Source organism: Pseudomonas sp. NPDC087817 (assembly GCF_044742875.1).
GTDB lineage: Bacteria > Pseudomonadota > Gammaproteobacteria > Pseudomonadales > Pseudomonadaceae > Aquipseudomonas.
In genome coordinates, this window is the sequence record NZ_JBIUVJ010000022.1 from 42,083 (window position 1) to 66,100 (window position 24,018).

The window sequence follows — 24,018 nt, forward strand, 5'->3', positions numbered from 1 at the left end:
TTGAAACCCGCTGTTCCGAACGGCTGAAACGGCGCTTATTGCACTCTTTTATTCACCCCGAAACAAAAAGACCCGCCCAAGACAATGTCATGGCGGGCCTGCTCCTTATTTTGAGTCATGGCGGTTGGCCACAGGCGTTAGGCCGAATCGTAGCCGCGCCCTGAACTATGTGTCAATTTCAAGAATCGTCTTTAAATAGGCAAAAATCGTCTAAGAATCGTAAATTTTGCGCTGACTCCTTGCTGGGAAATGCCGCCAGCCAGTGAATCAAGGCGTATCACGCACAACCATCAAGACCACAGAGCGCTGGCGATTCACCTGCCGCATTCACTTCAACGGACTGTCCCAACCAAGCAGCGAAGGCTTGTGGCTTGCCCAACCAAGGGCTGATATCGACCAGCGTGAACTGGCCGTCCCGCTCTAGCGCAAACGTCGGAAATCCCTGGGCGCCAAGCTGAGCCAGCAGTGCGCGGCTGTCCTTTATATGTTGTTCGGTATCCACGGATTGGAACGCCGCGAGAAACGCTTCACCGGCATAGCCCATATGACGGGCGAGTTCGAGCAATACAGACTCATCGGCAATCCGGCGCCCTTCCACGTAATGCGCCGTCTGCAAACGCCCGAGCAGCTCAAGACCACGACCATCAACGGCCTCTGCTGCCATGACGGCGGCGATCGGGGGCGTCGAATCGAAAACAGCCGTGTCATCGCGCAATAAACCTTCGAAATAGGCTTCGCCGAATGGTTGCGCGGTGTATTCGGCAATCCGCCGATCATGGGGCATGACGTAGTTGCGCAGTTGCGACGAAACACGCTGGCGATTGGCGCCGCTCATCATCCCGCCGGCATGAGCGATCACTGGCAGCACTGCCTGCGCCGCCTGCACCAATGGTTTGGCGCCGTAGCACCAGCCGCACAGCGGGTCGTAAATGTAGTGAAGGATCATCAGAAAACTCCGGCAGAAAAGTGGGGAAAATCGATGCCGGCAGACTAGCCCTCGACTTGTTGCGGAAAAACGCCAGATTGGCTTTCAGTCTGTTTCGCGAATCGGACGAATTGTCCGATCGTTCAAGTTGTATCGACATCGACACAAATAGAAACAATCTGACAAAGGAACTTATAGGGAATAATTAACGGAAGTAAATGCAAAGCATTACCATTCGCGCACTCGAATTCTTCCACCCTTTCGGATGCGCTTTTCAATGCCTGCCCCGTTCCGTCTTACGCCCGTCACTCTTGGGCTTTCTGCCTTTCTGTCCAGCGGTTTTGCCTACTCGGCGACTGAATTACCCGCCACCGCCATCAGCGCTCAAGCGCAAGAGGAAGCCGATGACCCGCGCGTAAAAATCAGCAACACCGCAACCCGCACCTCGACTCCGGTGCGCTACGTGCCGCAGGCCATTGATTCGATCAAGACGTCGAACGTTGCCAACTACGGCACCAACGACATCGGCGATGCCCTGAGCGGCATGCCCAACGTCAGCAGCAGCGCCGACACCCGTTTCGACAGCTTGCGCATCCGCGGTTTCGACGCCAGCAACGACTTCTATCTGGACGGCATCCGCGACGATAGCCAATACAAACGCGACCTGCACAACATCGAACGCGTTGAAGTGCTCAAAGGCCCGGCCGCCGTGTTGTACGGTCGCGGCAGTCAGGGCGGGATCGTCAACCGCGTCAGCAAGGCGCCTGAGGCTGGCCGTCGCTCGACCATCGAAGCCCAGGGCGGCAGTGAAGACTTGCGCAGCCTGTACGCCGACCTCAGCACCGATCCGAGCGAGAACATCAGCCTGCGCCTGAACATGGGCAACATGGACGAAAACAGTTTCCGCGACGGCGTCAGCGGCAACCGCCAACTGTTCGCACCGTCGATGAGCTGGCAGCTGACACCCGACCTGAACTGGCTGGTGCAGTACGAATACAGCCGCTACAACCGCACGCCGGATCGCGGCATTCCAGGCGTAAACGGGCGGCCAGCCGATGTCGGCCGCGACACGACCTATGGCAACGATCACGATTTCATCGACGACAAGGCGCAATCGCTGCGCTCGAAACTCACTTACGAGATCAACGACAACTGGCAACTGCGCCAGACCCTCGGCGTGTTCAAGCTCGACAGTGATTTCGACAACACCTACCTGACCGGTTACACCCCGGCGACCAACAAGGTTACGCGCCAGCACTGGCAACAGGATCTGACCACCCGCAACGTCACTAACAACCTTGAACTGGAAGGCGGTTTCGATACCTTCGGCCTTGAGCATCGCCTGCTGACCGGTATCGAAATCGGCAGCCAGCGTCGCGATCCGAAGTTGTACAACGCCGCCACCGGCAGGACACCTGGCGCGCAAGCCGTGCCGTCGCTGGACCTGTTCAACCCCAATCGCGACCTGCGCCACACCGGCAGCATGCAGACCTTCAGCGACAGCCACACCGAAGTCGAAAGCCGTGCGGTGTACGTGCAGGATCAACTGCGCCTGAACGATCAATGGCAATTGCTCGGCGGTTTGCGTTACGACACCTTCGATATCGAATCGACCAACAAGCTCAAGAACATTTCCGAAGACCGCGACAGCCACAGCACCAGCCCGCGTGTGGGCCTGGTCTGGACGCCGTTGCAGAATCACTCGTTCTACGCCTCGTGGTCGAAGACCTTTTCGCCGGTGGGCGGTGGCCTGATTGGCATCACTCCTGGTGCGGCCGGCAACACCAACGACCTCAGCCCCGAGCTGACCAAGCAGAAAGAAATCGGCGTGAAGAGTGACTGGCTCGATGATCGTTTGAGCACGACGCTGGCGATCTATGACCTGGAACTCTACAACCGCCGCACCACCGATCCGAATGATCCGACCCTGACGGTGATGTCCGGCCTGCAACGTTCACGCGGGATCGAGCTGACCGCCACCGGCAACATCGTCGGTAACTGGTACATGCGCGGTGGCATCGGCATGCAGGACGCGAAAATTGAAAAGGACAACAACGGCCTCGAAGGCAAACGCATCAACAACGTCGCCAAGCACAACGGCAGCCTGTTCCTGACCTGGAAACCGGAGATGGGCTGGTATGGCGAAACCGGCCTGACGCTGGTCGGCCAGCGTTATGCCGATAACGCCAATACCACGGTACTGCCGGGTTATGGCCGCTGGGATGCGCTGGTCGGTTATCGCTTCAAGGACTGGGATTTGCGCACGGCTTTGAACAACATCACCGATCGCGAGTACTACGCGTCGGCAACCAGCGCCGCGCAGATAATGCCGGGCGCGCCACGTAGCGTGGTGATGACAGGTACCTATTCCTTCTGATTCAACCCAATACCTGTAGGAGTGAGCCTGCTCGCGATAGCGGAGTGTCAGTTGATATTTATGGCGGCTGACAGATAGCAATCGCGAGCAGGCTCACTCCTACAAAGGGTTTTGTGTCGTGCATAAAAAAGCGCCGCCATCCCGGCAGCGCTTTCAGTAATCCCTGTTGTTTTTCTTATCCTTCCATCACAGCCCACAACGCTTCCAGTTCGGCCTCGCTGAACAGGCCAGCGGGGTAGCGCTCGATCATCATCCGGCGCGGATCAGCTTCCCTGATCTGACGCGTTCCATTGGACTTCAAAAAGTGCGCGACAATCTGGAGCGATTCGCCGTTTACGGCCATGGGATGCAACGTCCGCTCGCTGACTACGTTCACTTCGGCGTTCATTTCAGCGCTCTCTCCCCGTTCGTGAGCGGCTACGTTATCCAAGGTTTATGACAGAACTGTTGAAGTTCTTTCCCCCTCCCTAGTGCGCCTGGACCGATACAAGAGCTATGCCAAGGTTTGCGATTTGTCGACAAGCGGATACAAAGAAGCCCGCCGTCCTTTCGGGCTGCGGGCCTCAGTTGATGCATAGCGAGCTAATCATTGCCCGGCTGATTTGTTAATCAACTCAAGCTGTTACGACTCAACTCACTCTTTGTGCGGTGCTGGCTGCTGTTGGGTAAGGCAGTGAATGTTGCCGCCACCCAGTAACAGTTCACGACCCGGCACCATCACCACTTCGTGTTGCGGGAACAGGTTCTGCAAAATTTCCCGAGCCGGTGCATCCATCGGATCGTCGAAGCTCGGCGCGATGATGCCGCCGTTGACGATCAGGAAGTTCACGTAGGAGCCGGCCAGGCGCACGGACGGATTACGCTCCTGCGTACCGTCCACCGGATCAACACCGGCGCACTCTTCTTCGGTGGCGAACAGCGGCCCCGGAATCGGCATCTTGTGCACCGTGAATGGGCGACCCTTGGCGTCGGTGCTGCTTTCCAGCACTTTCATCGCGGCCTGGCAGCGTGGGTAGTTCGGATCCTGTGGATCATCGGTCCATGCCAGCAACACTTCGCCCGGACGCACGTAGCAGCAGAAGTTATCCACATGGCCGTCGGTTTCATCGTTGAACAAACCGTCCGGCAGCCAGATGATTTTATCCACAGCCAGATTGGCGCTGAGCACCGCTTCGATTTCTTCGCGGCCCAGGTGCGGGTTGCGATTGCGGTTGAGCAGGCATTCTTCGGTGGTGATCAGCGTGCCTTCGCCGTCGACGTGAATCGAGCCGCCCTCAAGCACAAAACCTTCGGTGCGATAACGCGGGCTGCGCTCGATCTCGAGGATCTTGCCGCCGACCTGCGAATCACGATTCCACGGCGAGTACAGACCGCCATCGAAGCCGCCCCAGGCATTGAAATCCCAGTTCACACCGCGTACTTCGCCGCTGTTGTTGATGACGAACGTCGGGCCGCTGTCGCGCACCCAGGCGTCATCGCTGGACATCTCGACCACGCGGATATTCGGCACGTCGAGACGCGCGCGGGCGTTTTCATATTGGCCGGCGGAAACGGCCACGGTCACCGGTTCGAAACGGGCGATGGCCTTGGCCACCGCCGCGTGGGCGGCTTGCGCCGGTTTGCCGCCCAGACGCCAGTTGTCCGGACGCTCGGGCCAGATCATCCAGGTCTGAGTTTGGGGAGCCCACTCGGCCGGCATGTAGAAGCCGTCGGCACGTGGGGTACTTTTCAATGTGGTCATCGGGATCAGGACTCCAGGGAACCGTCGAGGGTTTTCAACGCGCCGTACAGGTTTGGCCGGCGGTCACGGAATGAACCCCACGCGCTGCGAATATGTTCCAGCTCGTCGAGGTTGAAAGTGTGCACAAGAATACCTTCTTCGGTTTTATTCAGCTCCTGCACTTTTTCACCGAACTGGTTGGCGATGAACGACGAGCCGTAGAACGTGATGTCGTAGCCGTCCTGTTCTTCGTTGCCGATGCGGTTGCTGGCGATCAACGGCATCAGGTTGGCGCCGGCGTGGCCCTGCTGCACGCGCTGCCAATGATCGCGCGAGGAGATGGTCTTATCGTGCGGCTCGCTGCCGATGGCTGTTGGATAGAACAGGATTTCCGCACCTTGCAACGCCATCGCCCGCGCCGCTTCCGGGAACCACTGATCCCAGCAGATGCCCACGCCGATCTTCGCGTAACGGGTGTTCCACACCTTGAAACCGGTGTCGCCTGGGTTGAAGTAGTACTTCTCGTGATAGCCCGGGCCGTCCGGGATGTGGCTTTTACGATAAATCCCGAGGTTGCTGCCGTCGGCATCGATGATTGCGATGCTGTTGAAACGCGCACGCCCGGCCAGTTCGTAGAAGCTGATCGGCAGCACCACTTGCAGCTCTTTGGCGATTTTCTGGAAATGCTTGATCGCGACGTTTTCTTCCACCGTCGTCGCCAGTTGCAGATAGTCCGGGTTCGGCTTCTGGCAGAAGTACGGCGCCTCGAACAGCTCCTGAATCAGGATGATCTGCGCGCCTTTGGCGGCAGCTTCACGCACCAGCCTTTCAGCGATTTCGAGGTTGGCTTCCAGATCCCAGGAACAGGCCATCTGAGTGGCGGCGACGGTAACGATACGGCTCATGAATCATCTCCGGGCAAGTGCTTTGACGGCCGAGGATTCGACCGAAAAGAAAAAACGCGCGCACCGGACAGCCATCGCCATGCCGGAGCAATGGCGACTTTATAGCCGATAAATATCGGCTTTAGAAGCGTGTAAAATGCCTTACGTCTAAATAATCCGAATAAATACCGATATAAATCTAACTAACAACCCAAAAAAATGTGGGAGCGAGCCTGCTCGCGTAGGCGGCGCGTCAGTCAACCTAATCAGTGACTGACATACCGCATTCGCGAGCAGGCTCGCTCCCACAGGGATTTGCAGGGTTTACAGCCCCTCGGTTAGAACGCGATCAAGCATGTCGACAAAGAAATCCACACTCTGGCGCGACGTCACCATCGGCGGTTTGATCTTGAGAATGTTCAGGTCATCACCGGTCGGCTGCATGAAGATACCCAGCTCGCGCAGGCGATCGCACAGCAACGCCGTCTCCTCGGTCGCCGGCTCCAGCGTCTGGCGATTGCGGATCAACTCAAGCCCGAGATAGAACCCTGAGCCGTGCACCGCCCCCACCAGCGGATGTTTATCGATCAGCGCCTCGAGCCTTGCCTTGAAATGGCCACCGACCACCTGCGCGTTTTCCCAGAGTTTTTCTTCTTCCATGACGTCCAATACCGCCATGCCGATCTGGCAGCTCACCGGACTGCCGCCCGCCGACGAGAAGAAGTAGCCTTCCGCCTCCAGCGCTTCGGCGATGTCCCGACGGGTGATGACCGCACCCAATGGCTGACCGTTGCCCATGCCTTTGGCCATGGTGATGATGTCGGGGACCACGCCCTGCTCTTCGAAACCCCAGAAGAAATGTCCCATGCGCCCGTAACCGACCTGCACTTCATCGGCAATACAGACGCCGCCTTGCGCGCGGACCTTCGCATACACCGCTTGCAGGTAACCCGGCGGCAACGAGATACCACCGGCATTGCCGTACACCGGTTCGCAGATAAACCCAGCCAGTTGGCGTTTCTGCTCGGCGATTTTCGCCAGATGATGCTCGACGCTGCGCACATATTCCGGCGCCGAATCGAGGCCACGGAATTCCCCGCGATAGATATTCGGTGCGGTCACCGGATGTACCCAGTCCGGGCGGCTTTCGAGGGCTTTGGGGTTGTCGGCAATCGACGTCGACACCGCATCGGCGCCAACTGTCCAGCCGTGATAGGCCTCCAGCACACTGATCATGTCGCGCCCGCCGCTGTAGGCCCACGCCAGACGGATCGCCAGGTCATTGGCCTCGCTGCCGCTGTTGACCAGAAACACCCGGTCCATGCCTTGCGGCGCAAGCTTCAGCAAGCGCTCGGAAAACTCGGCGACCGCCGCATAGTTGAAGCGCGAGTTGGTGTTGAGCAACGACCATTGACGTGCCGCGACTGCAGCCATGCGCGGGTGACCGTGACCGAGCACCGCGACGTTGTTGAGCATGTCGAGATAGGAGCGGCCCTGCATGTCGATCAGGTGATTGCGCCAGCCGCGTTCGATGCGCGGCGGGTCGACGTAGTAGTGTTTCTGCGTGCGGGCAAAACTGGCATCGCGGCGTTCAAGCAGGGTTTTCGCGTCCAGCTCCGGTTCGGCATCGCAGGCCAGTCCCAGCAACGCGGCGGGCGATGGGCACAGTGCTTGCCAGGCCGGCGCATGGGAAGGCGTGCAGAACAGCGGCGCGTTCAGTTGCGCACCTCGGCTCAACTGCACGATCAACGGCCCGCTGACCGCGCCCAGCACCTGACCTTTGACCAGTGCCGCGCCGCTGTGCAGTGAAGGCGTCACGCCCCACAGCCGCACACTGAGCTGCGGGCCATCGAGTTGCAGCACGCCGTCCGCCGTTTGATGCAACACACCGGCAAACGGCGCTTCGACCGCTGTGCCATCGGGTACGCGCAATTCAACGTGCAGCGCGAAGGTGTCCGGTTCCTCGGCGCTGTCGGGCCGGGTGCGCGACAAACGGTACTGACCATAACGGCTCGCCGCCAGGCCATGGGCCGCCGCCGCTTCGGTCAGCAAGCGCTGATCGATGCCTGCCTGCTCCCAATTGCCGGCCTCGAAATGCGGGCTCAGCACGCCAAGGTCGATCAGCGCGAATTCGCGCCCGACCAGACTCGGGAGTAACGGTGCAAAACCTTCGCCGTTGATCGCCGGCAAGCTCTGCCCCACCGCCGTCAGGATCGCCGCCTCCATCAGCGCCAGCGGCACCGATGTCGCGACGCGGAAGATTTCCCATTCGTGGGTGAGATTGTCGCGGCTATAGGAGTTGCCCGGGTCGATGCTGACCTGCTGCTCGCCACTGAGCACCAACACCGCCGCACGCGCGACGATCAATGGCCACAGCGCTTGCAGTTCTTCGCGTTGCAGCGGATTGACCGAGTGATAAGCCTGCACCGCCGGCAAAATCACCAAAGGATCGTCGCCGGCGTGATGCAGCAATGCCGCGCAAGTCACTGACAGATCGGTGATCCGCCACGTGCGTATCAGATCGCCAAAATCGATGACGCCCTGCAATTGCCAGTGGCGCTGGGCGTCGCGCTGCCAGACCACGTTGTCATCGGTGATGTCCATGTGGATGGCCTGCACCGGCAGTTTGTCGAGCAAGGGTCGCAAGCGGCTTTCGGCCTGCTGGGCGGCATCGGCAATCAGCACGCGTTGCCGTTCATCCTCGATCACCGGCAGCAAATGGCTGATCAATGCACTGGCATGGCGTGCGTCCCACTGCAAAGTGCGCTCAAGGCCCGGATGGTCAAACCCGGCCAGCGCCAGATCCATCTCGCCACAGAGCCGGCCAAACCCGGCCACCACGGTATTGCCCAAATGATCGAGGTGGGTCAGCGACTGGCCTTCGATGTAATCCAGCAGCCGCACATGCACCACTTCGCCACCGACCTCCAGCGACAGCAGGTCCTCGCCGTTATTGGCCGCAATCACCCGTGGCACATTGACGTGAGAATGTTCGGCAAGATATTTCAGCCCGGCGTGCTGGGCCTGCAACTCAACGAGGGCGTAATCGCCACGGCAGATCTTCAGCACAAAGCGCCCGCGCGCACTGTCGACACGAAAATTCAGATCCTGCTGACTGCCAAGGGCCTGCAACGTGCCACTGAGCCCGTAATGCTCCGCCAGCCATTGCAGCGCCTGCTCTTCACAAATTTGCGGACTGGGCAAACTGGCGCGATGAATCAACGTGGCGAGCGGCATGAAACGACCCCTGAAATTTTATTAGGCGTCTATATCGCCATTGCTTCCGGCGAGACGCAACCCCTTGTACCGACTATCGATCTAATCAAGGGCGCAACGCTGCACCGAGAGCACTCCGGGTAACTTTTCCCACAACATTTTCAGATTGTGTTTGAAGGCTTCACTGTTCAACCTGAGACGCTTGAATGTCATCAGCCAGAAACCATTATCGACTAGAAACCATTACCGAAATGTCCCGCAGCGCTTCGCCTGCGTATGTCCCGAACGGAACAGGCTATCGATTGTCGAACGACGACCCCCTCTGCCTGCCCTGACATGGTTTCCATGTGACAGATACATCAAAACCGCTAAAAGGCTGGTAAAGAGTGGAGACTCGTCTTGCCGCAGGACGTGGCAGAGAGAGGCCTGCGCTACCATGTTGAATATCAAGAAGGCCAGACCTATGAAGAACAACGTTGGCATTGGGGTGAAGTCGAATGAGTATCCCGTCGCGGTTCTCACTCGCACTAACCAATACTTTGCGCAAGAATGTCAGCAATCCACACCTATCACTGGACAATCCTCATGAATGTAATCACCACCGATCTGCCCGGTGTTCTGATCATCGAACCCAAGGTGTTTGGTGACGAGCGCGGTTTCTTCTACGAGAGTTTCAACGCCAAGGGGTTCCAGCAAGCGACCGGTCTGGATACACAGTTCGTCCAGGACAACCATTCGCGTTCGCAAAAAGGTGTGTTGCGTGGTCTGCATTACCAGCTTGAAAACACCCAAGGCAAACTGGTCCGCGTGACCGCCGGTGAAGTGTTGGATGTGGCCGTGGACATCCGCCGCAGCTCGCCGCACTTCGGTAAGTGGGTAGCAGTGCGCCTGTCAGCTGACAACCATCGTCAGCTGTGGATCCCGGAAGGTTTTGCCCATGGTTTTGTGGTACTGAGCGAGTTCGCTGAATTCCTCTACAAGACCACCAACTACTACGACCCTTCGTCCGAGCGCAGTATTCGCTGGGACGACCCTGCTCTGGGTATCGACTGGCAGTTGGACGAAGCGCCGACGCTGTCGGCCAAGGATCAGGCAGCAGCCCTGCTCAAGGACGCTGAAGTCTTCGCCTGAGCCATCGGGCCCCTGCGAAAACCAGCCGAGCGACGATCTGGCAAGGCAAAAACAGGCGAGTAAGCGGAGTTCAGGGGCCTAAACGAGCATTACGAGCCTGTTTTTAACGCGGCATGATCGACGCGCAGGCAGTTCGTAGGGAGCAAGGGCATAATGCGCCTGTCCCCACAGGCGCACGCTCATGAAACCATCTCTCCCCCGCAGACCTCGCTGGCGCAGCCTCGCCCTGCTGGCCCTGTGTCTGGCGCCACTGCTGTGGCCGCTGGAACATCTGGCCGAGCGCTATTACCGCAGCGAACTGGCCGGTCAGAACCGCCAGACGCTCGACCTGTATGTCGCCAACCTGTTGGGCACCCTGCACCGCTATGAAGTACTGCCGCAAATCCTCGGCGACCTGCCAGCCCTGCGCGCGGTACTGGGGGCACCGGACGATGGTGTCACCCAAGGCAATGCCAATCGCCTGCTGAAAAACATCAGTGCGCAGACCGGCGCTGAAGTGATGTACCTGATGGACACCAACGGCCAAACGCTGGCGGCGTCGAACTGGGACAAACACGACAGTTTCGTCGGCCGCAATTTCTCGTTCCGGCCGTATTTCAGCGAAGCCATGGCCGGGCGCCTCGGACGATTCTTCGGTCTTGGCACGACGTCTGCCAAGCGTGGTTATTTCTTCGCCGCCGCCGTGCGCAATGGCGAAAAGATCATTGGCGTGCTGGTGATCAAGGTCGATCTCGACCACACCGAAAGCCTCTGGGGCAAAACCCCGGAACAACTGCTGGTGACCGACCATAACGGCGTGGTCATCCTCACCTCGCGTCCGGAGTGGCGCTTCCGCTCGACGCGTGTCTTGAGTGACGCCGAGCGAGCGGCGATCACTGCGATCCAGCCTTACCCGACCCGCGAACCACGCCCACTCAATCTCAGCCCCGATGCCTGGCTCACCCAGACCCACGACATCGCCGAAACCGGCTGGAGCGTCAGCATCCTTGCCCCGCGCACGCTGATCGACCGGCCGGTGCGCACCGTCGTAGCCATCGGCGGCGCCACGCTGTTGGTGGTGATGCTGTTGCTCGGTCTGATGATGCAGCGCCGCCGTCACTATCTGGAACGCATCGCCTTCGAAGCCAAGGCGCGACGGGAGCTGGAAGGTCGGGTCGCCGAACGCACCAGCGACCTCGAAGGCCTCAACCGCCGCTTGAAACAGGAAGTGCTGGAGCGCGAACAAGCCCAACAGGAACTGGTACGCGCCCAGGATGATCTGGTGCAGGCCGGCAAACTCTCGGCACTGGGCACAATGTCGGCGAGTATCAGCCACGAACTCAATCAGCCACTGGCAGCGATCCGCAGCTATGCGGAAAACGCCGAAGTGCTGCTCGATCATCAGCGCACCGATGACGCGCGCGGCAACCTCAAGCTGATCAGCGAACTGACCGGGCGCATGGCCTCGATCATTGCGCATCTGCGCGCCTTCGCCCGCCGCGATCGCCACGCCCCGGAAAGCGTCGCCCTGCAACCGGCGCTGGACGATGCGCTGGCACTGCTGGCGAAACGTCGCCGCAGCATGGAGGTCGAACTGATCCGCGATCTGCCCGCCGCCACCCTGTGGGTCGAGGCCGGCGAAACCCGTTTGCGCCAGGTGCTCGGCAACCTGCTGGCCAACGCCCTCGACGCCCTCACCGAAAAAGGCCCGCCGCGTAAATTGTGGCTGAGTGCCGAATCCACCGCCGAGGGCGTCAATCTGTACATTCGCGACAATGGCCCGGGGTTCTGCATGGAAGCTCTTGGCCGCGCCAGCGAACCTTTCTACACCACCAAGACCCGCACGCAGGGCCTTGGTCTAGGGCTGGCCATTTGTGAAACGCTGATGCGCGCCTTCGGTGGTGAACTGTCGTTCGCCAACCACAAACAGGGCGGCGCCTTGATTACCCTGCGGCTGCGCGCCGGTGCGCCCGGGGTCAGCCTGCAACCGTCCGAGGATCGAAGTGCATGACCATCGACAATCGCATTCAGGTAGTGTTGATCGACGACGATCCGCACCTGCGTCAGGCCCTCGGCCAGACCCTGGATCTGGCCGGCCTGAAAATTCTTCAGTTGTCCGAAGCCAGAGGCCTCGCCGCGCAACTGGAGCGTGACTGGCCCGGCGTGGTGGTCAGTGACATTCGCATGCCGGGCATGGACGGTCTGGAATTGTTGAGCGAATTGCACGCTCAGGACCCTGAACTGCCAGTGCTGCTGATCACCGGCCACGGCGATGTGCCGCTGGCCGTGCAGGCGATGCGCGCTGGTGCCTACGACTTCCTCGAAAAACCCTTCGCCAGCGACGCCCTGCTCGACAGCGTGCGCCGCGCCTTGGCCCTGCGCCGCCTGGTGCTGGACAACCGCAGCCTGCGTCTGGCCCTCAGTGATCGTAACGAATTGAGCGCGCGATTGGTCGGCCATTCGACGCCGATGCTGCGCTTGCGCGAGCAGATCGGCGCACTGGCAGCGACCAAGGCTGACGTGCTGATCCTTGGCGAAACCGGCGCCGGCAAAGAAGTGGTCGCCCGCGCACTGCATGATTTGTCGAGCCGCCGTAACGGTCCGTTCGTGGCGATCAACGCCGGCGCGCTGGCCGAATCGGTGGTGGAAAGCGAGCTGTTCGGGCATGAGCCGGGCGCATTCACCGGTGCGCAAAAACGCCGGATCGGCAAGTTTGAATTCGCCAATGGCGGCACGCTGTTCCTTGATGAAATCGAAAGCATGAGCATGGACGTGCAAGTGAAGTTGCTGCGCATGCTTCAGGAGCGCGTCGTCGAACGCCTGGGCGGCAATCAACTGATCCCGCTGGACATCCGCGTGATCGCCGCGACCAAGGAAGATTTGCGTCAAGCAGCCGATCAGGGCCGTTTCCGCGCCGACTTGTATTACCGCCTCAATGTCGCACCGCTGCGCATTCCACCGTTGCGCGAGCGTGGCGAAGATGCGCTGGTGCTGTTCCAGCATTACGCCGATGAAGCCAGCGCCCGTCACGGTTTGCCGCCCCACGAATTGCAACCGGCACAACGCGCTTTGCTCCTGCGCCACACCTGGCCGGGCAACGTCCGCGAATTGCAAAACGCCGCCGAGCGTTTCGCCCTCGGCCTGGAACTGGCGCTGGACAACAGTGGATCCGACGGCGTTGCTACCGTGGAAGTCATCGGCGGCGGGCTCAGCGAGCAAGTGGAAAACTTCGAGAAGTCGTTGATTGCCGCCGAACTGGCGCGCTCGCACAGCTCCGTGCGCAGCCTCGCCGAAGCCCTGGGCATTCCGCGCAAGACCTTGCACGACAAACTGCGCAAGCATGGTCTCAACTTCGGCGACAGCAGCCATGGGGAAGAGAGCGAATGACCGATCACAGACAATATCTGGAGTCCGTTCTCCATCACGACATCCCGTTGACCCGGGACATGGGCCTGAAAGTGCTCGACTGGCGTGAGCAGCAGTTGAGTCTGCACCTGCCGCTGGATCCCAACGTCAATCACAAGAGCACCATGTTCGGCGGCAGCCTCTACTGCGGCGCGGTGCTGGCCGGTTGGGGCTGGTTGCATTTGCGCTTGAAGGAAGAAGGGATCGAGGACGGGCACATCGTCATTCAGGAGGGGCAGATCAGCTATCCGCTGCCGGTGACGGGGGATGCCACGGCGATTTGCCCGGCGCCAGATGCAGCGATGTGGCAGAAGTTTCTGGCGATGTATCGGCGATATGGGCGGGCGCGGCTGACACTGAATACGCGGATTGTTAATGCGCGCAGTGATGAGGATGCGGTGAGGTTCAGCGGGCAGTACGTCCTGCATCGGTAAAGCCCAAGAGCCCCTCACCCTAGCCCTCTTCCGGGGGGAGAGGGGACTGACCGAAGGGTCTTGCGTCAGATATCGACCTGAAAGATCGGCGGCGATTATGGATTCAGCACAGCTCGCTCAAGTCGGTGTATCCCTCCAATATCCCCCAATCGGCCCCTCTCCCTCCGGGAGAGGGCTGGGGTGAGGGTCTGGCGTCAGGATCAGGCCACTTACCCCCGGGCCAACTCCAACAATCTCGCCCGCCACGCAGCCTTCGCCGGCAGCGCCAGAAAGAACTCGTTGCGCAGTGATTCCCGCGCCGGATAACAGAACGCATTACCGCGCAAATCCAACACTTCACCGCCCGCGCCTTCCAGCACACCCTGCGCCGCCGCCGTGTCCCACTGCGAAGTCGGCGCCAGTCGCGGATAGCAATCCGCCGTGCCCTCAGCCACCAGACAAAACTTCAACGAACTGCCGATATTCGCCAATTGCAGCTCACCCAGATTCGCACTCAATCCGGCCAGCAGGCGTTCCTGCTCGGGACTGGAATGCCGACGGCTGGCGACCACAGTGAACGCTTCACCTGGCCCAGGCACGTCACGCACTTGAATCGAAACCGGCGTTCCACCCTTATCGCAACGCCAGGCACCGAGCCCGCTACCACCGACATAGAAGCGACCATTAGTCGGCATCGACACCACGCCAAACACCACTCGACCGTGTTCGATCAGCGCGATATTGACGGTGAATTCTTCGCTGCCGCTGATGAACTCCTTGGTGCCATCCAGCGGATCCACCAGCCACCAGCGCTGCCAACCGGCCCGCACGCCTTGCGGGATATTGGCGTCCTCTTCGGACAGGATCGGAATGCTCGGATCAAGCGCTGTCAGCCCGGCGACGATCAGGTGGTGCGCCGCCAGATCGGCGGCGGTCACCGGCGAGTCATCGGACTTGGCCGTGACTTCAACGCCTGAGCGCCAGAACGGCAAAATCGCTTCGCCCGCGCGCAATGCCAGCTCAACTACCGGGGCCATCAACGGGTTGGGGAAATTCATCAAGTGCTCACTCATAACTGAAAACGCCGCGCTGACTCAGCAGATCACGGGTCAAATAAAGGGCCGCCAATGCGCGACCTTCGGAAAACTGCGGATTCTGCGCCAGCGCCGACAACTCGCGCAGACTAACCTTGTCGACGCGCATTGGCTCGGGCTCGTCGCCTTCCAGACGTTCCTCATAAAGATCAGTGGCCAGTACCACTTGAATCTTCTGGCTCATGTAGCCGGGTGACAACGACAGCTCGGTCAGATGCTCCAGTTGCCGCGCGCCGAAACCGGCTTCTTCCTTGAGCTCACGCTCGGCCGCCGCCAGCACATCCTCACCCGGCTCGATCAGGCCTTTGGGCAAGGACAATTCGTATTCGTCAGTGCCGCCGCAATACTCCTCGACCAACACTGCATGCTCGGCATCGAGCATCGCCACGATCATCACCGCGCCGTAGCCCGCACCTTTACCGACCAGACGCTCGTAGGTGCGCTCGACGCCATTGGAAAAACGCAGCTTCAGTTCTTCGACGCAAAACAGGCGACTGGTGGCGACGATCTCGCGGGCGAGTACGGTGGGTTTCTGGCGCATGCAAAGCTCCTTGGCGTGAACGCGCTACTATAACGCGGCTTTCCCGATTGTTTATGTCGGATATCTTTCTACCGTTCGAGACGTTGCCATGCCTTCATTACCTTGGTCCGACATCGATACCGTTCTGCTGGACATGGACGGCACGCTGCTGGATCTGCACTTCGACAACCATTTCTGGCTGGAACACCTGCCCCAGCGCTATGCCGAGCTGCACGGGGTAAGCCGGGCAATGGCGGAAATGGAGTTGCAGCCGCTGTTCGAGCGCCATGCCGGGCAATTGCAGTGGTACTGCCTGGACTTCTGGAGCACGGAGTTGAAGCTTTCGGTGCGCGAACTGAAGCAGGAAACCGCGCACCTGATCGCCTTGCGCCCGGATGCGGATACGTTTCTGGAGGCACTCAAACGGGCTGGCAAACGGGTGATCATGATCACCAACGCGCACCGTGATTCGTTGTCGTTGAAGCTGGAGCGGATTGAACTGGCGCCCTATTTCGAGCGTTTGATCAGCTCTCATGATTACGGCTTCCCGAAGGAGAACCCGCAATTCTGGGATGCCCTGCAAGCGGATATCCGCTTTGATCCGGCACGCAGCCTGTTTATCGACGACACTCTGCCGATCTTGCGCAGTGCGCGGGATTTCGGTGTGGCGCATTTGCTCGCGGTCAAAGAACCGGACAGCCGCAAAGGCCCGAAAGACACGGCCGAATTTTCCGCGGTCGAGGATTACCGCGACCTCATCTGCAACCTATGAAAATCCATTGTGGCGAGGGGATTAATCCCCGATCGGCTGCACAGCAGTCGAAAAAAAGCAGGGGCCGCGACGCAGCCCATCGGGGATAAATCCCCTCGCCACAGGATCTTGCGGGTTACTCAGGAATACGCAGCGTCTGCCCCGGATAGATCTTGTTCACATCCTTGAGCATTGGCTTGTTGGCATCGAAGATCTTTTGATACTTGTTGGCATCACCGTACACACGCAGCGAAATCGCGCTGAGGGTATCGCCCGATTTGACCACAACAAATTGTGCGGCAGTCACAACCGGCCCGCTCACGGTGATCTGGTCATCAACACTGCCAACCCCGGCAATGTTGCCCACCGCCAGCAGAATCTTCTCTTTCTCTTCCTGGCTCGCCACCTCACCGGTGACCGTCACCTTGTCGCCGTCCACTGTCGCCTGGACATTCGGATTGCCCAGTCCGACCTTGCTGATGTGTTCCTTCAACTGCTCGCTGGCATTGGCATTGCCCGGGGTCAGCAGATCGATCAGCTTTTCACCGGCTTCTTTCACAAAACTCAAAAGACTCATAGCGCACACTCCTTGATTTGGGTTCCAGACGTCCAAGCCTAGACCACGCCAGACAAACCCGGTTCCAAGCCGACCAATGACCCTGCCACCCCCAAGCGGTAGAATCGCCTACCCCGCCAACACCCTCCGGAGCGAAGATGGACATCAAGCAGCTGAAATTCCTCATCGCCCTCGACGAAACCCGCCACTTTGGCCAGGCCGCCGCGCGGTGCCACATCACCCAGCCAACGTTATCGATGCGCTTGCGCAGCCTCGAAGAAGAACTCGATCTGCCGCTGGTCAACCGTGGCCAGCGCTTTGAAGGTTTTACCGCGCCGGGTGAGCGCGTGCTGGCGTGGGCGCGGTCGGTGATGGCGGCTTATGACGGGTTGCACGCCGAGGCGGCGGCGTGTCGCGGCAACCTCATCGGCACACTGCGGCTTGGGGTGGTGCCGCTGTCGAGTTTCGATCCGTTACCGCTGATGCAACGCCTGTATGCCGCGCATCCGAACCTGCGCTTTGAAATGTCGGCGTTGAGCTCCGAGCAGATCCTCGAACACCTGGCGAACAACCGCATCGACTTGGGCGTTTCCTATCTCGATCGTCTCGACAACGAGCGCTTCGAATCATTGGCCTTCAGCGAAACGCGCATGGGTCTGCTCTACGATCAGCGCTCTTTCACCTTCGGCGAGGCGCCGTTGAGTTGGCAATCGCTGATCGAACTGCCGCTGGGCATGCTCACCAGTGGCATGCACTTTCGCCAGTCCATCGACCACAACTTCCACAGCCGGGGTCTGACCCCGCAGCCATTGCTGCAAACCGATGCCGTCCATCAATTGTTACAAGCCGTGCATGGGGGCTTTTGCTGCGCGATCATGCCGCTGGACGGCGGCCTCGAAAAACTCACCGATCACCTGCGCCTGCAGCCCATCGAAAACGCGCAAACCCTTGCGCCACTGGGGCTGATCATGCGCCGGGGCGCGCCGCGTTCAGCGCTGGCCGAGGCCTGTTTCGCCCTGTATCAAAAATCGCCAGGCGATTCTTGATCGACGGCATCTATCGGTAGATCAACATTAGCGATTAGACGCGACATCTTGCCGCGCCTAGTCTTAACGTTGATCAAACCGTCGGTGATGCCATGAACGCCAAGCGCCCAGCCTGCGCGGCGCCAGCACTCGAAACGCCCGCGCCCGCCGCCAGCCAGACCTACAGTTACAGCGATTTACCCCTTGTGGAATCGGCCAGCACCGCGCTGGCCGAGGAAGTCGCGCTGGCGATCGCCTACAACGGCATCAGTCAGGCCGTGATGCTGGTGACGCCGACCGACCTTGAGGACTTCATCGTCGGTTTCAGCCTCGGCAGCGGCATCATCGAGGATGCCAGCGACATTTATGACCTGCAATTGACCGGCGCAGGCTCAGCGCAATACGCGCAAGTGACGATTGCCAACCGCGCCTTCTGGAATCTCAAGACCCAGCGTCGGCAACTGGCCGGCACCAGCGGTTGCGGCCTGTGCGGCGTCGAAGCCGTGGAACAGGCGCTGCCCGACCTCAAGGTATTGTCCGGTGCGCCGTTGCCACCGATTGCCTGGCTTGACGGTTTGCGCCAGCGCATCGGCGCCTTCCAGCCGCTCGGTCAGCATTGCGGCGCGGTACATGCAGCGGTGTTCATGGACGCCAGCGGCGAATTGCTGCTGGGCCGGGAAGACATTGGCCGGCACAACGCCCTCGACAAACTGATCGGCGGGCTGATCCGCCAGAAGATATCCACAGACGGCGGCCTGGCGATTGTCACCAGCCGTTGCAGCCTCGAATTGATCCAGAAAGTCTTGCGCGCCGGCATCCAGACCCTGGTCAGCCTGTCCGCGCCGACCGGCCTTGCCGTGCAATGGGCCCGGCGACACAACCTCAATCTCATCCACCTGCCGCAGAAAAGTGCGCCGCGGGTGTATAGCCCCGCGATGGAGAATCAAGCGTGAGCCAACATCATCAAGCCGACCAGAAACCTGTCCCGCGCTACAAGCCCTACAAAGGCGCAGCTGGCGGCTGGGGCGCGCTGATCAGCGTGGCTCAGGCCTGGTTGACCAGCGACAACGCGCTGAAAAACCTGCGCATGATGCTCAAGACCAACCAGAACGGCGGCTTCGACTGCCCGGGTTGCGCGTGGGGCGATTCGCCGGAAAGCGGTATGGTCAAGTTCTGCGAGAACGGCGCCAAAGCGGTGAACTGGGAAGCGACCAAGCGCCGCGTCGATGCCAAATTCTTCGCCAAGCACAGCGTCACTTCGCTGCTGGAACAGAGCGATTACTGGCTGGAGTATCAGGGTCGCCTGACCGAGCCGATGGTTTACGACGCCGAGACTGATCGCTATAAGCCGATCGCTTGGGACGACGCCTACGCGCTGATCGGCAAACACCTGCAAGGCTTGTCGAGCCCGGATCAGGCCGAGTTCTACACCTCGGGCCGCGCCAGCAACGAAGCGGCGTACCTCTATCAACTGTTCGTGCGCGCCTACGGCACCAACAACTTCCCTGACTGCTCGAACATGTGCCACGAGGCCAGCGGTGTTGCACTGGCGCAAAGTGTCGGCGTCGGCAAAGGCACCGTGACCTTCGACGACTTCGAACACGCTGACGCGATTTTCGTCTGGGGCCAGAACCCCGGCACCAACCACCCACGCATGCTTGAACCGCTGCGTGAAGCGGTGAAACGCGGCGCTCAGGTGGTCTGCATCAATCCGCTGAAAGAGCGTGGACTGGAGCGGTTCCAGCATCCGCAACACCCGATCGAAATGCTCACCAACGGCGACAAGCCGACCAACACCGCCTACTTCCGCCCGGCACTCGGCGGCGACATGGCCGTGCTGCGCGGTATGGCCAAATTCCTCCTGCAGTGGGAGCGTGATGCGCAGAAGGCCGGCACCCTGGCGGTGTTCGACCATGACTTCCTCAACGCCCACAGCGCCAACGTGCTGGAGTACCTCGGCGTCGTCGACGATACGCCGTGGGAGCAGATCGTCACGCAGTCCGGCCTGACCCTCGTGGAGATCGAACAAGCCGCACGCATGTACGCCAAAGGCAAAAACGTGATCATGTGCTGGGCGATGGGCATCACCCAGCACCGCCATTCGGTGCCGACCATTCAGGAAATCGCCAACCTGATGCTGCTGCGCGGCAACATCGGCAAGCCGGGCGCGGGCCTGTGCCCGGTGCGCGGCCACAGTAACGTGCAGGGCGACCGCACGATGGGCATCAACGAGCGTCCGCCCGTGGCGTTCCTTGATTCGCTGGAGCGGCGCTTCCAGTTCAAGGTGCCGCGTCACAACGGCCACAACGTGGTCGAGGCGATCCATGCGATGGCCGAGGGCCGCGCCAAAGTCTTTATCGGTCTGGGCGGCAACTTCGCCCAAGCCACGCCGGACAGCCCACGCACGTTCGCGGCACTGAGCAATTGCGACCTGACCGTGCAGATCAGCACCAAACTTAACCGCAGCCACCTGGCTCACGGCAAAGACGCGCTGATCCTGCCGTGCCTCGGGCGTACCGACATCGACATCCAGACCGAAGGCCCGCAAGCGGTCACCGTGGAAGACTCGTTCAGCATGGTCCACGCCTCCAACGGTCAGTTGCAGCCACTGTCGAACCAGATGCGCTCGGAACCGTCGATCATCGCCGGCATCGCCGCCGCTACCCTGGGCAGCAAACCGGTGGACTGGAACTGGCTGGTGGCCGATTACGGGCGTATCCGCGAGCTGATTGCCGACACCATCCCGAACTTCAAGGAGTTCAACGAGAAGATCAAGAACCCGGGCGGCTTCTACCTCGGCAACAGCGCCGGCGCACGCAAGTGGAATACGCCGTCAGGCCGCGCCAATTTCCGTGCGAACCTGCTGCCGAAAGATCTGGTCCACGAACGCACCCGCGCCACCGGGCAACTGCCGGACTTGATCCTGCAATCGATGCGCTCCCACGATCAGTACAACACCACGATTTATGGCCTCGACGATCGTTATCGCGGGGTCAAAGGCCAGCGCGACGTGGTGTTTGCCAACGAGGCCGACATCATTCGCCTGGGCTTCCGGCCGGGGCAGAAGGCTGACATCGTGTCGATCTGGGATGATGGGCGTGAGCGTCGGGTGAAGGGTTTCACGTTGTTGGCGTTTGATATCCCAGCAGGGCAGGCCGCTGCGTACTACCCGGAAGTGAACCCGCTGGTGCCGCTGGAAAGCACCGGGGATGGCAGCCATACACCGACGTCGAAGTTCATTGCGATCCGCTTGGAAGCGGCGAGTGAGACTGGGTTGATCATGGCCAAGTCGGCCTGACACACACGGACCACTGTGGCGAGGGAGCTTGCTCCCGCTGGAGGCCGAAGGACTCCCGTTTGTTGATCGTTCTCACGCTCCGCGTGGGAACGCAGACCGGGACGCTCCGCCCCAATAGCAGACGCTGAGCGTCCAAGGATGCATAACCACGCAGAGCGTGGTTACGATCAGCTCTTGTTTTTGCGTTTCCATCGCCCACAAAAAAGGCCGCTTTTTCACAAAAGCGGCCTGTCCGAAGTAGCTAAAGACCGGCGAAAATCGGTTAAGTTCCGCATAAAAAACAGTAACTTGCACAATTGTATACAAGTCGTGTTATTCGTCGGATTTTGATTGTCAGCCTTGCTCCACAGCCTCAGGATCGGCGCCGTCATCCCTTTGAGGCTCATCTATGAAGTTCTCCTCGATTCTCTTGTTGTCCCTTGGCCTGGTCAGTGGCTTCGCTTCTGCCGGAGGCACCACCGAAGCAGGTGTGGGCGGCGCATTGGGCGGGGTTCTTGGCTCGGTCGTCGGTCAGTCTTTAGGCGGCAATACAGGTTCCACCATCGGCGCAGCCCTGGGCGGCGCGGGTGGTAGTGCGGTCGGCGCAGACAAACGCAGCCGTGGCGAAGCCGCCATTGGCGGTGCGTTGGGCGCGGCCGGCGGTAACGTAGTCGGCCGCAGCATGGGCGGCACCACCGGCAGCCTGATCGGCTCCGCAGCAGGTGGCGGTGCCGGTGGCGCGCTGGGCAACTACATGGGCAACAAGAGCGATGACGACGATCGTCGCTATGATCGCGGCCGTGACGACCGTCGCTATTATCGCGACGACCACCGTGGTCGCGGCCATGCCTATGGCCATCGCAAGCATCACAAGTACTATCGCCACCGTTAAGGCGAATGCTTGAACAAAAATCGCAGCCCTCGGGCTGCGATTTTTTTTGCCTTTTTCACACCACCAATCGTTCCAGCGCTGCGCGTAACCCGGCAGGAATCGGCACCGGTTGATTGCTCGCACGATCAACAAACACATGGACGAAACGCCCGGCCGCACAAGCCTCGCTTTCGCCAACCTTGAACACCGCCAGTTCGTATTGCACTGAACTATTGCCCAGCTTGCCGACCCGTAGGCCGATCTCGATCAGATCCGGAAAAGCGATCGAGGCAAAGTAATCGCACGCCGAACTGACCACAAACCCCACCACCTCGCCATCATGAATATCCAGCCCGCCAACCTGAATCAGGTAGGTGTTCACGGCGGTGTCGAAGAAGCTGTAATAGGTGACGTTGTTGACGTGACCGTAGGCGTCGTTGTCGTGCCAGCGTGTGGTGATGGGCTGGAAGTGCGGATAGTCAGTGCGTTGGTTCATGCGTAGTTCTCGTATTGATCGTTCTCACGCTGACCGTGAGAACGATCACTATACCTGTGGGAGCGGGCTTGCCCGCGAAGGCGCTGATACAGGCGCCACTTCATTCAACGGTCAGCAAACCCCTTGCCTTGCGCCGCCAACTCAGCAATCAACCGCGCCGGCGTCCAGTGATCGCCCTGCCGCGTCTCCAGCGCCAGCAAACGCTGATGAATATCCGCCAGCCCCTGCTGATCCGCCCACGCCATCGGTCCGCCCTTGTCCGCCGGGAAGCCATAACCGTTCAGATACACCAGATCAATGTCATGGGCCGACTCGGCGATGCCTTCCTGCAGAATCTTCGCGCCTTCGTTAACCAGCGCCAGGAGGCAACGCTCAAGAATCTCTTCCGGGCCGATCTCACGACGCTGAAAACCCAGCCCCTCGCTGATCTGCAACACCAGTGCATCCACTTCAGGATCATGCTCTGCCTGACGACTGCCCGGCTCGTAGTGGTAATAACCATTGCCCGATTTCTGCCCAAACCGGCCCATCTCGCACAAGCGGTTATCCACTTGGACCTCCGGTGCATCCTGGCCCTTGCCAGCCAGCTCACGCGCACGCCACTCCAGATCAATGCCGACCACGTCGTACATGCGAAACGGCCCCATCGCAAAACCGAACCCCTGCAACGCCGCATCCACCTGCTGTGGATAAGCGCCTTCGAGCAGCATCTTGCGCGCCTCCAGTACATACGGATGCAGCATGCGGTTGCCGATAAAGCCGTGGCAGTTGCCCGACACCACACTGACCTTGCCCATGCGCTTGCCCAGCGCCAAAGCCGCTTGTAATACCGCAGGCGAAGTTCGCGCGCCACGAACGATTTCGAGCAGTTTCATGATGTGCGCCGGGCTGAAGAAATGCAGACCCAGCACTCGCTCGGGACGCTGGGTAGCCGCCGCGATCGCATCAATATCCAGCGCTGAGGTGTTGCTCGCCAACACCGCCTCAGGCTTGAGCACGCCATCCAGTTCACGGAAGATTTTCTGTTTGAGCTCAAGGTTTTCGTAGACCGCCTCGATCACCAGATCGACATTACGGATCGCCACGTAATCCGGCGCTGCGCTGATCCGGGCGAGACGCGCATCGGCTTCGGCCTGATCAATACGACCCTGACGTACGTTGTGTGCGTACGTATCGGCCACGGTCGCGAGCGCCTGCGCCAGCATCTGTGGATTGTTATCCACCCATTGCACCGTCACGCCGGCATTGGCCAGGCACATGACAATGCCCCGGCCCATGGTGCCTGCACCGATTACCGCCGCCTGCTGAATATCGAATGTCTGGCTCATGTTGTTCTCTTGTTGGCGATCCAAAGACTGGTCTCACCATAGTCAGCCAT

At 60.1% G+C, this 24,018-nt stretch carries 20 protein-coding genes; 10 read left to right on the top strand and 10 right to left on the bottom strand.

Features of this window, described 5'->3' with window-relative positions; genetic code table 11:
• Positions 1–277: 277 nt before the first annotated feature.
• A complete protein-coding gene (locus ACIONG_RS16225; RefSeq protein WP_401300950.1) occupies positions 278–946 on the bottom strand; it encodes a DsbA family protein in 669 nt (222 codons plus the stop codon).
• 256 nt (positions 947–1,202) lie between these two features.
• On the opposite strand from ACIONG_RS16225, the gene ACIONG_RS16230 reads away from it, so the two are divergent.
• On the top strand, positions 1,203–3,302 hold the full coding sequence (locus tag ACIONG_RS16230; RefSeq protein WP_401300953.1) for a TonB-dependent receptor: 2,100 nt from the start codon (positions 1,203–1,205) through the stop codon (positions 3,300–3,302).
• A 175-nt stretch (positions 3,303–3,477) separates the two neighbouring features.
• On the opposite strand, the gene ACIONG_RS16235 is transcribed toward ACIONG_RS16230, so the two are convergent.
• From ACIONG_RS16235 to ACIONG_RS16250, 4 genes are all read right to left on the bottom strand, one after another.
• Positions 3,478–3,690: a hypothetical protein gene (locus ACIONG_RS16235; protein ID WP_103304166.1), complete on the bottom strand. Its 213-nt coding sequence runs from the start codon at positions 3,688–3,690 to the stop codon at positions 3,478–3,480.
• Between the two features lie 246 nt (positions 3,691–3,936).
• The gene (gene aguA, locus ACIONG_RS16240) at positions 3,937–5,043 is read right to left on the bottom strand and encodes an agmatine deiminase (RefSeq protein ID WP_103304165.1); all 1,107 of its coding nucleotides are present in this window, start codon (positions 5,041–5,043) and stop codon (positions 3,937–3,939) included.
• 5 nt (positions 5,044–5,048) lie between these two features.
• Entirely contained in the window at positions 5,049–5,927 is an 879-nt protein-coding gene (gene aguB / locus ACIONG_RS16245; protein WP_103304164.1) for an N-carbamoylputrescine amidase, read from the bottom strand.
• Positions 5,928–6,230: 303 nt separating this feature from the next.
• Complete coding sequence (locus ACIONG_RS16250) at positions 6,231–9,143, bottom strand: aminotransferase (protein ID WP_401300958.1); 2,913 nt, start codon at positions 9,141–9,143, stop codon at positions 6,231–6,233.
• Between the two features lie 564 nt (positions 9,144–9,707).
• On the opposite strand from ACIONG_RS16250, the gene rfbC reads away from it, so the two are divergent.
• The 4 genes from rfbC (at position 9,708) to ACIONG_RS16270 (ending at position 14,071) form a co-directional block, all read left to right on the top strand.
• Entirely contained in the window at positions 9,708–10,253 is a 546-nt protein-coding gene (gene rfbC / locus ACIONG_RS16255) for a dTDP-4-dehydrorhamnose 3,5-epimerase (protein ID WP_213027243.1), read from the top strand.
• 181 nt (positions 10,254–10,434) lie between these two features.
• Positions 10,435–12,243, top strand: coding sequence for an ATP-binding protein (locus ACIONG_RS16260; protein WP_103304161.1), 1,809 nt, complete (start codon positions 10,435–10,437; stop codon positions 12,241–12,243).
• On the top strand, positions 12,240–13,619 hold the full coding sequence (locus ACIONG_RS16265) for a sigma-54 dependent transcriptional regulator (protein ID WP_315445231.1): 1,380 nt from the start codon (positions 12,240–12,242) through the stop codon (positions 13,617–13,619). The genes ACIONG_RS16260 and ACIONG_RS16265 overlap by 4 nt, the downstream gene beginning before the upstream one ends.
• Positions 13,616–14,071: a thioesterase domain-containing protein gene (locus tag ACIONG_RS16270; RefSeq protein WP_103304159.1), complete on the top strand. Its 456-nt coding sequence runs from the start codon at positions 13,616–13,618 to the stop codon at positions 14,069–14,071. The genes ACIONG_RS16265 and ACIONG_RS16270 overlap by 4 nt, the downstream gene beginning before the upstream one ends.
• Positions 14,072–14,280: 209 nt before the next feature.
• On the opposite strand, the gene cysQ is transcribed toward ACIONG_RS16270, so the two are convergent.
• On the bottom strand, positions 14,281–15,108 hold the full coding sequence (gene cysQ, locus ACIONG_RS16275) for a 3'(2'),5'-bisphosphate nucleotidase CysQ (RefSeq protein WP_401300963.1): 828 nt from the start codon (positions 15,106–15,108) through the stop codon (positions 14,281–14,283).
• A 7-nt stretch (positions 15,109–15,115) separates the two neighbouring features.
• Positions 15,116–15,685 carry an ADP compounds hydrolase NudE gene (gene nudE, locus ACIONG_RS16280; RefSeq protein ID WP_103304157.1) on the bottom strand — a complete coding sequence of 190 codons (570 nt, stop codon included), beginning with the start codon at positions 15,683–15,685 and terminating at the stop codon, positions 15,116–15,118.
• An 88-nt stretch (positions 15,686–15,773) separates the two neighbouring features.
• Between nudE and yrfG the strand changes: the two genes are divergently transcribed.
• Positions 15,774–16,436 carry a GMP/IMP nucleotidase gene (yrfG, locus tag ACIONG_RS16285; protein WP_103304156.1) on the top strand — a complete coding sequence of 221 codons (663 nt, stop codon included), beginning with the start codon at positions 15,774–15,776 and terminating at the stop codon, positions 16,434–16,436.
• A 115-nt stretch (positions 16,437–16,551) separates the two neighbouring features.
• On the opposite strand, the gene lysM is transcribed toward yrfG, so the two are convergent.
• Positions 16,552–16,992, bottom strand: coding sequence for a peptidoglycan-binding protein LysM (gene lysM / locus ACIONG_RS16290; protein WP_016986405.1), 441 nt, complete (start codon positions 16,990–16,992; stop codon positions 16,552–16,554).
• 137 nt (positions 16,993–17,129) lie between these two features.
• Here lysM and ACIONG_RS16295 point away from each other — a divergent pair, with 137 nt between their 5' ends.
• The 4 genes from ACIONG_RS16295 (at position 17,130) to ACIONG_RS16310 (ending at position 22,165) form a co-directional block, all read left to right on the top strand.
• Positions 17,130–18,017, top strand: coding sequence for a LysR family transcriptional regulator (locus ACIONG_RS16295; RefSeq protein WP_213027240.1), 888 nt, complete (start codon positions 17,130–17,132; stop codon positions 18,015–18,017).
• 92 nt (positions 18,018–18,109) lie between these two features.
• Entirely contained in the window at positions 18,110–18,949 is an 840-nt protein-coding gene (gene fdhD / locus ACIONG_RS16300) for a formate dehydrogenase accessory sulfurtransferase FdhD (protein WP_401300968.1), read from the top strand.
• Entirely contained in the window at positions 18,946–21,294 is a 2,349-nt protein-coding gene (locus ACIONG_RS16305; RefSeq protein WP_401300971.1) for an FdhF/YdeP family oxidoreductase, read from the top strand. Before fdhD ends, ACIONG_RS16305 begins: the two co-directional genes overlap by 4 nt.
• Before the next feature lie 388 nt (positions 21,295–21,682).
• Complete coding sequence (locus ACIONG_RS16310) at positions 21,683–22,165, top strand: glycine zipper domain-containing protein (protein WP_103304152.1); 483 nt, start codon at positions 21,683–21,685, stop codon at positions 22,163–22,165.
• A 55-nt stretch (positions 22,166–22,220) separates the two neighbouring features.
• Here ACIONG_RS16310 and ACIONG_RS16315 read toward each other — a convergent pair whose 3' ends face one another.
• Together ACIONG_RS16315 and ACIONG_RS16320 are read right to left on the bottom strand one after the other, a co-directional pair.
• Positions 22,221–22,640 (bottom strand): thioesterase family protein, encoded by a 420-nt coding sequence (locus ACIONG_RS16315; RefSeq protein ID WP_103304151.1) that lies wholly within the window; start codon positions 22,638–22,640, stop codon positions 22,221–22,223.
• A gap of 104 nt (positions 22,641–22,744) precedes the next feature.
• Entirely contained in the window at positions 22,745–23,968 is a 1,224-nt protein-coding gene (locus ACIONG_RS16320) for a 3-hydroxyacyl-CoA dehydrogenase NAD-binding domain-containing protein (protein WP_401300975.1), read from the bottom strand.
• Positions 23,969–24,018 lie beyond the last annotated feature (50 nt).